Source organism: Azospirillum sp. A1-3, assembly GCF_023806445.1.
Taxonomy (GTDB): domain Bacteria; phylum Pseudomonadota; class Alphaproteobacteria; order Azospirillales; family Azospirillaceae; genus Azospirillum.
Window position 1 is genome coordinate 145,520 of the sequence record NZ_JAMSLU010000006.1, and the last position, 13,269, is coordinate 158,788.

Sequence of the window (13,269 nt, forward strand, 5' to 3'; positions counted from 1 at the left end):
ACATTTCGGCGCTTTAGCAAAAAACTCTTGATCACACTCCTTATTTCAAGAGAAATGCTAAACACATCTCGACATGTCTTAGTGAGGTATCAAGGTGAGCGTCATTTTGCGGATAATGCCCAGCGCCATGAGCGATTTTATTTCTGAGTGATACAACATTTTTTTGACATGATGACTGTATTTGATTCGGCAGATAGTTATGATGAGCTAAGCTCACGAGATATGTTCCAAGACCAGGGGGGCGACCAGGAGGCAGTTGGACATTATGAAAATTGACGACCTCCGAAACGGCTGTTTCCATTCCGCGGAATGCATGAAGCATCTTCAGAAGACGACGACGTCTCAAGGGTGAAATAGAAGAACACCTCAAGAACTCATTGAATTCATCTTCAATAACTGTTTTTTTCCCTCCTAGTTTTTGAGAATTTCTGACAATTGCGAGCAATGTATTTGCTCTTTTGTTTGCGTTTTTGCTCATGATTAACACCCTAGGATAATAAATTTTTACTAATAGCTGATTTATACCTGGCAGAAATACTTTTCGATTTTTCAATTATCATATCGAATTTTTCCGCGTCATTGCTTTCTATTATTGCAAGCCCACAAAAAGCTGTCGCATGAACGAGCTTTTCATTGTCGATATCATGTATATCTGCTTTTGTTGGCACAATAAATCCAACATCGCTCTCCCCCTTTGGATACGGAACTCCTCTGTCAAGATTGTAGCTACTAATTAGATGAAGCTCTCCAAAATGAGAGAAGCTCTTCTTTAAGTTATTTTTCCGGGCGTTGCTTATAGAAATTGAAGACCCGTTCCAGCTCATTCTGTTCCTTGCGTAGTACTTCATGCCTTTTAAATAAATTAATTCAGAACCATACGGAATAACTTTTGAATCAACTCTACTATCCATCTTTTCTATCCGTGATAGTTTGCGAGCTAAGCGCGTTATTCTTATTGCATCGTCAAATTTTTTTACCGCTTCAAAATGAATATTTTCAGGAACTTTCTGCGAACGGCCCATTTCTCCTTTTTCATGGATGAAATCTCGGAGTTTTCGCTCACCAACATCGAAAAATCCACTGAAGTCATAATAAAAGCTCGACCAATCTCGCTCATCGTTAGGCTTCGTTAAGAGAATGCAGCGCGTGTTCGACGGGTAAGCCAAACGGGTTGCAATCAATCGCGCAGCCAAATGAATAGGATTGTCGCGCTCAGAGGAGCTCGGAACAAAGATTGCGCAAAGATTATCAGGCATACTGAGGAGAGTGTTTGGTCCTCTAAAAACAAATGGATGATCTGGATCATGCACTACAAAGAATTCCTTTCCTCCTACTTCAGAGAGAAATTTACGCCAATGACGATTGTCCAATTTTGTAAGCTCCCAAATGCCAAGCCAATCGGACTCTTCTATACAATAATGGGGAACATAGCGCAATAAGATCCATCCTAACCTGTATATCTGGTGCCTTGAAGTTATTTAACGAGCGCATATGCCTCGCGCATAGCCAACTGTGGCGCGCTAATGCCATGAGATTCCAACGAGCGGTTTAAATTCACAAAAATTTCTTGGTGCATCCTCCCAAAAAACGCAAAAAAGACGGCCCGCGCCTTTCGACGCGGACCGGCCTTTTTTCAGCGTCAACCGCCCGGCTTTACGCCGCGTGGTCGGTGATGTAGCCCGTGGCGGTGCCGAGGTTGGCGGTGCCGTGGGTCAGGTGCAGCAGGAAGTTCTCCGTGCCCTCGGTGACGTTGTCGCCGTTGATGTGGACGGAGACCGTCTTGCTGGTTTCACCCGGCTGGAAGGTCAGGCTGCCGTGGGCGGCGGTGTAGTCGCTGCCGGCCTTGGCGGTGCCGTCCTCGGTCGAGTAGTCAATGGTGGTGGCGGTGGTGACCGCCTTGGCCAGCTGAACGGTGAAGACCGCCTCGTCGCTGCCCGGCACCGAACCGGAGTGGCCGGAGCTGGACGCCAGACCCGCCTTGATGATGTTCATCTTGGTCGGATCGATGGTCTTGTAGTCCTTCTCCAGCAGGCCGCCGACGTCGCCCGATTCCGGGGTCCAGGCCCAATAGGTCCAGTTCATGCCCTGCTGGCCGGCCGGCAGGTCGCTCTTGCCGTCCAGGTTCCAGTCGCCGTTCATGTACTTGACGAAGGCGTTGGCCCAGGTCTGCTCGGCCGCGCTGTTCATCTGGCCGCCGAACTCGCCGATCAGGACCGGGGCGATGTTGTTCTTATAGATGAAGCCCCACATGCCGTCATACTGGGCCGGCAGGTTGTTGGGGAAGTTGCTGTCGGTCAGCCAGCTGAAGTTGCCGACGCTCTGGCCATAGGCGTGCGGCGAATAGACCAGCTTGTTCGGCACGTCGAACTCGATGGGATGGTTCTTCACGCCGGCCAGCGTGCTGCTCCACTCCGTGCCTTCGACCAGCAGCAGCCAATCCTTGTTGACGGTCTGGATGGAGTTGCCGATGCGCTCGGCCGCCGCGGCCCAGTCGGTGGCCTGGTTGCCGTCACCCCAGGTGGCGGTCACGCTCGGCTCGTTGTGCAGGTCGGCGCCGATCACCGCGTCGTTGCCGGCATAATGCTGGGCCAGCATCTTCCAGTCGGCGATCACCTTCGATTCCGGGTTGTTGGCGGTGTACCACAGCCCGTGCTCGTTGGTGCCGGCGCCGCCGTCGTTGCGGTGGTGGTCAAGGATCACCTTCATGCCGACCTTGCCGGCGTAATCGATGACCTTGTCATAGACCTGCAGGCGGGTCAGACCCTTCAGGTCCGGGTTCTTCGAGTAATCGATGCCGTTGGTGACGGCCTCGCTGTCGAACATGTCGTCGGCCCAGGTCAGGCGGATGACGTTGAAGCCCAGGCCCTTCATGCTGTCGATGTGGCCCTGGTAGCTGTCGGCCCACAGGCCGGCGGGCACATAGTTGTAGCCCTCGCCGCCGAACCAGTTCACGCCGGTCAGGCGGACGTTGTTGCCGCTTTCATCGACGATCTGGTTGCCGTTGGTGTGCAGGAAGCCGTTGATCGAGCCGCTGCTCTGCACCATGCCCGGATCGGACGTCGTGACGTTGCCGACCTTCAGCGACAGCGAGGCGTCGCCCGTCGAACCGCCCGTGGAGCCGGTCGAGCCGCCAGTGGACCCACCCGTGGAGCCACCCGTGCTGCCGCCCTTGCCCGCATCGGCGGAGCCGCCGGTCGAGCCGCCCGTGCTGCTGCCGGTGGCCGCGAAATGGCTGGCGTCCAGCTTGGCGGTCAAGGTGGCGTCCCAATAGAGGTCGCTGGTGGCGCCCAGTTCGGCGCCGTCCGCCGTGCGGTGGACCGACATGGCGGCATCGGTGGCCGCCACGGTCTTGCCGTCGACGCCGACGCTGTGGACATACAGGTTGCGGTCGCTGCCGCCGATGACGGCGTCGTTGTCGTACTTCACCTCGACCGCATGGGCGGTGCCCTGCGCCAGATCGGCGGTGAACGTGTAGTCCTTGGCGTCCGGGCTGCTGGCCGTGCCCTCGCCGATCGCCTTGCCGTCGACCAGCACGGTGAAGTGCGCGCCTTCGCCGCCCGCCGCATCGCCGGCGGCGTTCACGGTGATGACGTTCTGCGCGGATCCTGCGGCCGGAGCCGTGGTGGGGGCGGCCGGAACGGCAGCCACCGGGGCGGCGGGGGTCTTGAAGGTCAGCGCGCCGTCCCACCACATGGCTTCCTGGCCGGCCTGGGTCGGCGCCGGGGCGGCATCGTCATGGCGCTCATAGATGGCGTCGGTCGGCTTCAGCGTGTGGCCGTTCACCTCGATCGACTGAACATAGAGGTCGCGATTGGCGGCGTTCACGGTGTCGTTGTCGTAGACGACCTGGACCGTATGCGCGGTGTTCGCCGCAAGGTCGGCGGTGAAGCTGTATGCCTTCGACGAGGTGGCGGCCGCATTGGCCGAACCGACCTCCTGACCATCCACCAGCAGCTTGAAATGCGGCGCGACGCCATCCTGGGACTGGCCGTAGGCGTTGACGACGATCTTGCTCGGCGCGGTGGTCGTGCTCATGACTTCAATCCTATGTCCGTTGTGTTGAAGCCATGCTGGGGCTTGAATGGTTAACGAAACCTTTCCAAGTCCGGTTAACTTTTCTCGAAGCTTGTGGCAAATTTGGCTCAGCCGATCACAGGGTCGTTCAAGGGGCTGGAGTCAGGTCGGCAGACTATATCCCATCTTGGTCACAGGTTCTGCGATCCATCCCACAGTCTTCTTTTCATCACATCAGTATACACTTTGCTTCTACTCACTTTCTCAAGATGATCTCGAAAGACATAGACCAACGCCAACCCCACCAAACTCGCTTCTGCGCATCATTCTTCCAAAATACGCCCGAAACGGCACCAGATGATTGCCGATTATATTTATCCATTCGGACACTGGATTGACGGACATCCGGCGCGCCGGGCTACAGCGACAGGGGTAATTCCAATTCGAAAACGGCCTTTCGCGTCGGCAAAAAAGTTAACATCCGTGAGCGCGCAACGTCGCTTGACCGCTTCGTTAAGGGATTGCGTTAGAGATTATATTCCTTTTATACCCAAATCGTTCGAGTGGCGACGGTCACGTCCCCCTCCACCGGCCCATCCCCAATCCCGCCGCCGCTGACCTTCCGCTGCGAGACGCGCAGCCTCGCCGCGCCCGCATCCGCGCCCCCATCCGCGCCATTGAGGACCCGCACGGGCGGTTGGAAGAATTCCAATTCCGCCAGTCGCCTTGCTTTCCGACGGCGATGGCGACACCTTGTTCAGGCACGCGAACAGTCGACGGGCACCCCCAACCGGTTGCCCGCTCCGGCCGTTCCATTGCTGACCAGTCACCCCGCCGTCCCTCCAAGGTGGCCGCCGTCCCGTCGGCACACCGGACGGCCCAGCCAAAGAGGACGGCCCCCGCGGCCGGAACCACATGCGCCGTCATCGCCGCGCCAAGATCGTCGCCACCGTCGGACCGGCCAGCAACTCGCCCGAGATGCTGAAAACCCTGTTCCTGGCCGGCGTCGACACCTTCCGGCTGAACTTCAGCCACGGCACCCACGACGACCACGCCAAGGTCCACCGCGCCATCCGCGAGCTGGAGGCGGAGGTCGGCCGCCCCATCGGCATCCTTCAGGATCTCCAGGGCCCGAAGATCCGCGTCGGCACCATCCGCGACGGCAAGATCGCCGTCGCCACCGGCGAATCGATCCGCTTCGTCCTGCAGGGCAGCGACGGCGACAAGCGCTCCATCCCGCTGCCGCACCCGGAAATCTTCGCCGCCATCATGCCCGGCCACCATCTGCTGATCGACGACGGCCGCGTCCGCGTCGAGGTGACCGAGCTGGGCGACGACTGGATCGAGGCCCGCGTCGTCGTCGGCGGCACCATCTCCAACCGCAAGGGCGTCAACCTGCCGGGCACCGTGCTCGACCTGTCGCCGCTGACCTCCAAGGACCGCGCCGACCTCGCCTTTGGGCTGGAGCTGGGCGTCGATTGGGTCGCCATGTCCTTCGTGCAGAAGCCAGGCGACATCATCGAGGGCCGCGGCCTGATCGGCGACCGCGCCGGCATCATGGCGAAGATCGAGAAGCCGCAGGCGCTGGAGCGGATCGACGACATCATCCGCCTGTCGGACGCGGTGATGGTGGCGCGCGGCGACCTCGGCGTCGAAATCCCGCACGAGGACGTGCCCGGCCGCCAGAAGGAGCTGGTGCGCGCCTGCCGCCTCGCCGTGAAGCCGGTGATCGTCGCCACCCAGATGCTCGATTCGATGGTCTCCGCCCCGACCCCGACACGGGCCGAGGCGTCGGACGTGGCGACCGCCATCTATGACGGCGCCGACGCGGTGATGCTGTCGGCCGAATCGGCGTCCGGCCAGTATCCGGTCGAAGCGGTCACCATGATGGACCGCATCATCCGCTCCACCGAGCAGCACAAGCTCTATCACTCGCTGATCCAGGCGACCCATCCGGGGGAGGAGCACAGCCCGCCCCACGCAGTGGCCGCCGCCGCCGCCGATCTGGCCAACAGCCTGCATTCCTCGGCCATCGTCGCCTTCACCTCCAGCGGCACCACCGCGGCGCGCATCGCCCGCAAGCGGCCGGAGGTGCCGATCCTGGCGATCACCCCGGACAAGGCGGTGTCGCGCCGGCTCTGCCTGCTGTGGGGCGCCCACAGCGTGCTGTCCGACGACATCCGCACCTACGAGGAAATGGTCGACCGCGCCATCTCCACCGCGCGGGCGGAGGAGTTCGCCGGCCGGATCGGCACCATGGTCGTCGTCGCCGGCATCCCCTTCGCCCAGGCCGGCACCACCAACAACCTGCGCGTCATCCAGATGGACGGGAAGTCGTAAGGACCAAGGAGACTCTCCGCCCCCCGTTCCTTACCGGACGGGGGCCTCTCCTACCGTTCCATCTTCGTCGACAGCACGATCGACGACATCGTCCGCTCCACACCGGGCAGGCGGCCGATGCTGTCCAGCGCGGCGTCCATCGCGTCATGCGTCTCGGTGCCGACGGTGGCGCAGAGATCATACTGCCCGCTGATGCTGTGCAGCCGGATCACCTCCGGCATCTTGCGCAGGGCATGGACGGCGCGGTCGGCCAGCCGGGCGTTCACGCTGATCATCACCAGCGCCGACACCCCACGGCGCGGCGCGGGGTCGCCCAGCTTCACGGTATAGCCGGCGATCACCCCCTGCCGCTCCAGCCGGGCGATGCGATCCTGCACGGTCGAGCGCGACAGCCCCAGCGCGCGGCCGAGCGCCGCCGTGCTGGTGCGGGCGTTCACCGTCAACAGATCGATCAGCCGGCGGTCGATGTCGTCCATGGAGGTCCGTCGCAGCAGGGCAGGGCGGTTCAAGCCAAGTCCCCGCTGTGATAGCCGCCCCCCTTACGCGTCGCAACCCGCCTGATAGCGCTGCATGGCGGCGCGGATGTCGTCAGGGATCGGCACTGCGGCGAAATCGTCGAGCGAGGTGGTGACCACCGTCAGGCTGCCCGACAACCGCACCTGCCCCTCATGCTCGCCGTTGATCCGCAGCTTGAGGGAGCTGCGGCCCAGCCGTTCCAGCAGGACGCCCAGCGTCAGCGTGTCGCCCATGCGGCTGGGGATCACGAAATCGCATTCGGCATGCACGATCGGCAGGCCCAGCCGCCGCTGCAGGATCATCGTCGCATAGTCGATGTCCAGCCCCTGGGTGAACCAGTCCTCCACCGCGCCGTTGAACATGTCGAAATAGACCGGGAAATAGACGATGCCGGCCGGGTCGCAGTGGGAAAAGCGAATGGGCCGCTGCACCCGGAAACAGCCCGGCGGCAACGGCCGGTGGCTGGGGTGATCGTCGGCGCGGCGCGGCCGCTCGCTGTACTCGTGCATCTCTCAGTCAATCCTCGTTCCGCTCGGCGTCCGGACATATGGGGGTCCGGAGCCTCGCGGTCACCGCGTCTCATGCCGGCGGTAGACAGTTGTGGCTATTCCAAACAATCCGGGAAAAGCACCTTTCGTTCAACGGCTTCCTGCAGGAATACGGGAAAGCCGCAATTTTCGCACGGCTCGCTGTTGCGGAAATGCTGCACTGCAATCACGACCATCGTGCAAATCGGCCCACGGCAGGAGTAGCCACAATTTGTCGCAGATTCGGCGCTTTTAAGCGAAAACATCACACAAAGATCCCGCCGGTCCTCGCCATCCTCCGCCGGCATCCGGGTTCAGGCCCAAAACGGACATCAGACCCCAGGGGGACATCAATACCCCGGGGCACATCAGGCGAGGACACCGAACCGATGGCCACCTCATCCACCAAGATCGTCGTCAACGCCCTGGGCAAGGCCGCCGCCGGCGTGAACGCCCATTTCACCCTGCTGGTCGATGGCCAGAAGGTGGGTGAGGGCACCGCCGGCACGACGGCGAAGGATTTCGTCTTCACGCCCGTACTGACCACCGACACCGCGCACAAGGTGCAGATCCAGTACGACAACGATGCCGTCATCAACGGCCAGGACCGCAGCCTGACCGTCAACAGCATCAGCATCGGCGGCAAGACGGTCGCGCCGACCGCCGGCATCGTCAGCTACGACAAGGGCGCGCTCGACGGCCGTGACGTCGCCGCCGGCCAGTCGAACATGTGGTGGAACGGCACGCTGGTGGTGAACGCCGACAAGAGCTATTTCCCCGCCCCCGCCGCCACCCCCACCCCGGCGCCGGCGCCGGCCGCGACGGCGGGCAAGGACACCATCGTGGTGAACGCGTCGGGCACCGCGGCAGGCGGCGTCAACGCCCACTTCAAGGTGCTGGTCGACGGCAAGCAGATCGGCGAGGCCACCGCCGGCACCACCGCCAAGAATTTCACCTTCACCACCGATGCCGCCGACCATGTCGCGCACAAGGTGCAGGTCCAGTACGACAACGATGCCATGGTCAACGGCCAGGACCGCAGCCTGACCGTCAACAGCATCTCCATCAACGGCCACAGCTACGCCTCCACCAGCAGCGCCGTCACCTATGACAAGGGCGCGCTCGACGGCAAGGACGTGATCGCCGGCCAGAAGGGGATGTGGTGGAACGGCACGCTGGTGCTGAACGCCCCGGCCTCCGACTTCCCGGCCGGCAGCACGACCACCGCCCCCACCCCGACAACCCCGGCGCCGACCACCCCCACCACGCCCACCGCCCCGACCCCGACCACGCCGGCCCCCACCGGCCCGGCCTTCTACGTCGCCACCAACGGCAAGGACAGCTGGTCGGGCAAGCTGGCCGCTCCCAACGCCGCCGGCACCGACGGTCCCTTCGCCAGCCTCGCCAAGGCGCAGGCGGCGATGCGCGCCGATCCGAACATCGACACCACCTATATCCGCGGCGGCGACTACCATCAGAACGGGGTGTGGCTGAACAGCCAGGATTCCGGCGTTACCTTCGCCGGCTACGGCAACGAGAAGGCGGTGATCCACGGCAGTTCGACCGCCTCCGTGTCCTTCGGCCTGGGCGGCGCCAAGAACGTCACCATCGAGGGCCTGAGCTTCGCCGACGGCGTCACCACCGGCCATTACGTCTTCGCCGACAACGCCTCCGGCCTGACCTTCGCCAACAATGTGGTGAAGGGCGGCGGCTATGGCATCACCGTGCAGAACAGCGCCAACAGCAAGGTCGTCGGCAACCAGTTCGACAACACCGGCGCCGAGTCGATCTTCGTCAAGGCCGGCTCCAACGCCACGCTGGTCTCCGACAACCTGATCCGGCACCCGAACGCCGCCGACCGCGGCGACGCCGGCATCTGGATCAACGGCAGCTCCGACGTCAAGGTCACCCACAACCAGATCGAAAACTCGCCGGAGAAGGCCATCGCCGTCGGTTCGGTCCAGACCGACGGCAGCGACGCGGCCTATCGCGTGACCATCTCCTACAACAAGGTGATCAACGCCAACCTCGAGTCCAACGACGGCGGCGGCATCTACCTGATCAACCGCCAGCAGGATCTGGCCAATCACACCGTCGTCAACAACGACGTGTCCGGCACCACCGCGACCAACCCGACGGGGCAGGTGGCGAGCTGGGGCATCTATCTGGACGACTGGACCAGCGGCACCACGGTGAAGGGCAACGTCGTCCACGACAACATCGGCGGCGTCTTCCTGCATGGCGGCTGGAACAACACGGTCACGGAGAACGTGATCGCCGGCAACAGCGGCGCCCAGATCGGCCTGCAGCAGCCGGTCGCCTGGAGCGGCTGGAAGGGTCACGCGATGACCGGCAACGACATTTCCGGCAACGTCATCGACGTGCGCGAGGGCACCGCCGTCCATATCTACGGCCCGGCCAATGTCGGCAACCTCCACGACAACTTCTACAGCAGCCTGAACACCGCCGAGAAGGAGTTCGACGCCTGGCCGCAGGTGATGTCGAGCGGTGCCTGGGGCACTCTGGCGAACTGGCAGGCCGCCGGGTACGACAAGGGCTCGGTAACGCTGAACCCGGGTTTCGTCAATCCGGGTGCGGACGACTTCAGCCTGTCGTCGACCTCGCCGGTCTACGCCCATGGCTTCGACCACATCGCCTACGGCGACATCGGCCTGCTGGCCTGATCCACACTCACCAACGACGAGCGATCCCCTCTCCCCCCCGGGGAGAGGGTTAGGGTGAGGGGGTCGCGCGGCGAGGATCATCAAGAACCGCGCAGTCCCCATTCTCCATAAAATCCACACCATGCATCCCCCTCACCCCGACCCTCTCCCCGGGGGGGAGAGGGAGGTCGCCGGTCCTAGAACCTGCGACCGAGGGAGGCCTGGCTGGAACCTTGGGGTGAACCGGACGTTATCGCTTTCGAAAAGTCGCCCTATCCGACACCGGGCGTATCTTGAAGTGAAGACCAGTCACCCCAACCTGTCAGTCGTCATGCCGACCCCGCCTTCGAAAAAAGAAGGTGGGCGTCATCCCGAGAAAAACATCGGATGACCCGCCCGCGAAGCAGCTTCTGACGCAGAGTCCGAGGCAACTTCTGCAGGGGCGGCATGCCGCAGGTCTGCCCGGCATTCGGCCGGCGGCCAGCCAATATAAGAGGAAACCATGGATCGCCAGGAATTCTGGATGAAGGACCCGGAGCTGAAGGCCGCCTACGAGGCTCTCGGCCCCAATTTCCGCCGCGAGGTGGAGCAGGCGCAGGCGCGCCGCGGCCAGCGCACCCTGCAAGGCGCCGCCATCGCCTCGCGCGGCCGCTCCTCCCGTCCCCACCAGTCCCATTCGGGCAGCACCGCCCGCCGCTGACGCCATATTTTCGTGCACGAATGGCCTCTTCGGGCCAGATCTGCACGAGCGTGGCTGGACCTGCGGAAAAAAACGGACCTAAACTCGGCCCCCTGCCGTTTCATCCGTCCTTTTCCCCCGCTTCCGGCCCCAGTCGATGCCATCTGCCAATCGCCCGCACCACCCGCTGCCCAACCGGCTGCGCCGGCCCCACCATGTCTGGATGTCCCCCAGAAACTGGCGGCGGCGCCTGCTGTTCTGGTCCGGTGCCGGTGCGGTCGGGCTGGTCGCCGTCCTGTTCGCCGTTGCCGCGGATTATGCCCAGCAACTGTTCCGGCTGGCCGTCGGGGCGGTTCCCTGGCTGCCCTTCCTGCTGACTCCGCTGGGGCTGGCCTTTTCCGCCTGGGTCGCCCTTCGCGTGGTGCCGGGATCGCAGGGCAGCGGCATTCCCCAGGCCATCGCCGCTCGCCATGTCCAGGATCCGGCGGCCAAGCGCCGGCTGCTGTCGCCGCGCATCGCGGTGGGGAAGATCCTGCTGACCCTGGTCGGGCTGGCCTGCGGCGCCTCGATCGGGCGCGAGGGACCGACGGTGCAGGTCGGCGCCTCGATCATGCTGATGGCCGGTTCCATCGCCGGGCTGGGGCGGGAGCCGGGACTGATCCTGGCCGGCGGGGCGGCCGGTGTCGCCGCGGCCTTCAACACGCCGCTGGCCGGCATCGTCTTCGCCATCGAGGAGATGGCCCGCAGCTTTGAAAGGCGGACCAGCAGCCTCGTGCTGATCGCGGTGGTGGCGGCGGGTCTGGTCGCCGTCGGCCTGCTCGGCAACTACGCCTATTTCGGCCACACCGCCGCCTCGGCCAGCTGGCACGACTGGGAAGCGGTTCTGGCGACCGGCGTCGTCGGCGGTCTGGCCGGCGGCGGATTCAGCTCGCTGCTGCTGTTTCTGACGCGCTGGATCCGCTGCGGCCTGGGCGGGCGGCTGGCCCGCCACCCGCTGCTCATCGCGTTGGGCTGCGGCCTTGCCCTGGCGGCGATCGGCGCCGCCACCGGCGGCCTGACCTTCGGCACCGGCTATGAGCAGGCGCGTGCCGTCCTCGACGGGGTGGAGACGCTGCCCTGGTACTATGCCCCGGCAAAGCTGCTGGCGACCGTCCTGTCCGGCATCTGCGGCATTCCCGGCGGCATCTTCTCCCCCTCGCTGTCGGTCGGGGCCGGCATCGGCTCGATCATCGGCGGGCTGCTGCCGGACAGCTCGCTGGGCGCCATTGTCCTGCTGTCGATGGTGTCCTATTTCGCCGGCGTGGTGCAGGCCCCCCTGACCGCCGTCGTCATCGTGACGGAGATGAGCGCCTCGCCCGAGATGCTGCTGCCGCTGATGCTGAGCGCCGCGCTCGCCACCACCCTGTCGCGGCTGGTCTGCCCGCATTCGGTCTATCACGCCATGGCCGACGCCTTCCTGGCGGTGCTGAGGGCGGACGCGGCCGGCAAGCCGGCCCCGTCCAAAGCGGCGGCGATCCCCACTCCCTGAGCAGACCTCAGTAGGCGCCCCTCAATAGGCACTCGCCCTATCCAACCGCCCGATGTCCTCGGCATCCAACCGCAGATTGGCGGCGGCGATCAGGTCGCCCATCTGCTCCGGCTTCGACGCGCTGGCGATCGGAGCCGTCAGGCCGGGCCGGGCGATCAGCCAGGCGAGCGCCACCTGTGACGGCGTCGCCCCATGCCGCCCGGCGACCTCGTCCAGCGCCGCCAGGATGGCCCGGCCGCGGTCATTCAGATACTTCGACACCACCCCGCCGCCGCGCGCGCTCTTGCCGGCATCCTCGGCCGAGCGGTATTTGCCGGTCAGGAAGCCGGCGGCCAGCGAATAGTAGGTGATGACGCCCAGCCCATTCTCCCGGCAAATCCCTTCCAGTTCCGCCTCATAGCCTTCGCGGCTGTAGAGGTTGTATTCCGGCTGCAGGGTCTCGTAGCGGGGCAGGCCGGTGCGGACGCTGACTTCCAAAGCCTCGCGCAGGCGCGGCGCCGTCAGGTTGGAGGCGCCGATCGCCCGGACCTTGCCCTGGTCGATCAGCTCCTTGTAGGCGCCCAGCGTGTCCTCGAACGGGGTGTCGGGATCGTCCCAATGGGACTGGTAGAGGTCGATGCGGTCGGTCTGGAGCCGGCGCAGCGAATCCTCCACCGCCGTCCGGATCCAGGCCGGCGACAGGCCCTTCTTGCCCGGCCCCATCTCCGACCCGACCTTGGTCGCCAGGACGATGCGGTCGCGGTTGCCCCGGCTCTTCATCCATTTGCCGATGATGGTCTCGGACTCGCCGCCGGAGTTGCCGGGCGCCCAGGCCGAATAGACGTCGGCGGTGTCGACGAAGTTGAAGCCGGCATCGACGAAGGCGTCGAGCAGCCGGAAGGAGGTGGCCTCGTCGGCGGTCCAGCCGAACACGTTGCCGCCGAAGCAGAGCGGGGACACCGTCAGGCCACTGCGGCCCAGAGGACGTTGATTGGGCGGGCGTTGATCCATTGCACCGTCTCC

Annotated in this window: 10 protein-coding genes; 4 read left to right on the plus strand and 6 right to left on the minus strand. The window is 63.7% G+C overall.

Annotated elements, in window-relative coordinates:
- Positions 1-40: 40 nt before the first annotated feature.
- From M5E06_RS28445 to M5E06_RS28455, 3 genes are all read right to left on the minus strand, one after another.
- Entirely contained in the window at positions 41-478 is a 438-nt protein-coding gene (locus tag M5E06_RS28445; RefSeq protein ID WP_252141130.1) for a hypothetical protein, read from the minus strand.
- Between the two features lie 10 nt (positions 479-488).
- Positions 489-1,436, minus strand: a complete 948-nt coding sequence (locus M5E06_RS28450) for a hypothetical protein (RefSeq protein WP_252141131.1) — start codon at positions 1,434-1,436, stop codon at positions 489-491.
- Between the two features lie 217 nt (positions 1,437-1,653).
- Positions 1,654-4,035, minus strand: coding sequence for a cellulase family glycosylhydrolase (locus M5E06_RS28455; protein WP_252141132.1), 2,382 nt, complete (start codon positions 4,033-4,035; stop codon positions 1,654-1,656).
- Positions 4,036-4,929: 894 nt separating this feature from the next.
- Between M5E06_RS28455 and pyk the strand changes: the two genes are divergently transcribed.
- Positions 4,930-6,354 (plus strand): pyruvate kinase, encoded by a 1,425-nt coding sequence (gene pyk, locus M5E06_RS28460; RefSeq protein ID WP_109153306.1) that lies wholly within the window; start codon positions 4,930-4,932, stop codon positions 6,352-6,354.
- Positions 6,355-6,404: 50 nt separating this feature from the next.
- On the opposite strand, the gene M5E06_RS28465 is transcribed toward pyk, so the two are convergent.
- Positions 6,405-6,863 (minus strand): Lrp/AsnC family transcriptional regulator, encoded by a 459-nt coding sequence (locus M5E06_RS28465; RefSeq protein WP_353654374.1) that lies wholly within the window; start codon positions 6,861-6,863, stop codon positions 6,405-6,407.
- Between the two features lie 30 nt (positions 6,864-6,893).
- Positions 6,894-7,379: an acyl-CoA thioesterase gene (locus M5E06_RS28470; protein WP_247870848.1), complete on the minus strand. Its 486-nt coding sequence runs from the start codon at positions 7,377-7,379 to the stop codon at positions 6,894-6,896.
- 407 nt (positions 7,380-7,786) lie between these two features.
- Between M5E06_RS28470 and M5E06_RS28475 the strand changes: the two genes are divergently transcribed.
- The 3 genes from M5E06_RS28475 to M5E06_RS28485 all read left to right on the plus strand — a co-directional run bounded on the left by M5E06_RS28475 (position 7,787) and on the right by M5E06_RS28485 (position 12,267).
- Positions 7,787-10,081 (plus strand): carbohydrate-binding domain-containing protein, encoded by a 2,295-nt coding sequence (locus tag M5E06_RS28475; RefSeq protein WP_252141133.1) that lies wholly within the window; start codon positions 7,787-7,789, stop codon positions 10,079-10,081.
- Between the two features lie 481 nt (positions 10,082-10,562).
- Positions 10,563-10,760, plus strand: a complete 198-nt coding sequence (locus tag M5E06_RS28480) for a hypothetical protein (protein WP_252141134.1) — start codon at positions 10,563-10,565, stop codon at positions 10,758-10,760.
- Positions 10,761-10,896: 136 nt separating this feature from the next.
- Positions 10,897-12,267 (plus strand): chloride channel protein, encoded by a 1,371-nt coding sequence (locus M5E06_RS28485; protein WP_252141135.1) that lies wholly within the window; start codon positions 10,897-10,899, stop codon positions 12,265-12,267.
- A 21-nt stretch (positions 12,268-12,288) separates the two neighbouring features.
- Here M5E06_RS28485 and M5E06_RS28490 read toward each other — a convergent pair whose 3' ends face one another.
- Positions 12,289-13,257 carry an aldo/keto reductase gene (locus tag M5E06_RS28490; RefSeq protein ID WP_252141136.1) on the minus strand — a complete coding sequence of 323 codons (969 nt, stop codon included), beginning with the start codon at positions 13,255-13,257 and terminating at the stop codon, positions 12,289-12,291.
- Positions 13,258-13,269 lie beyond the last annotated feature (12 nt).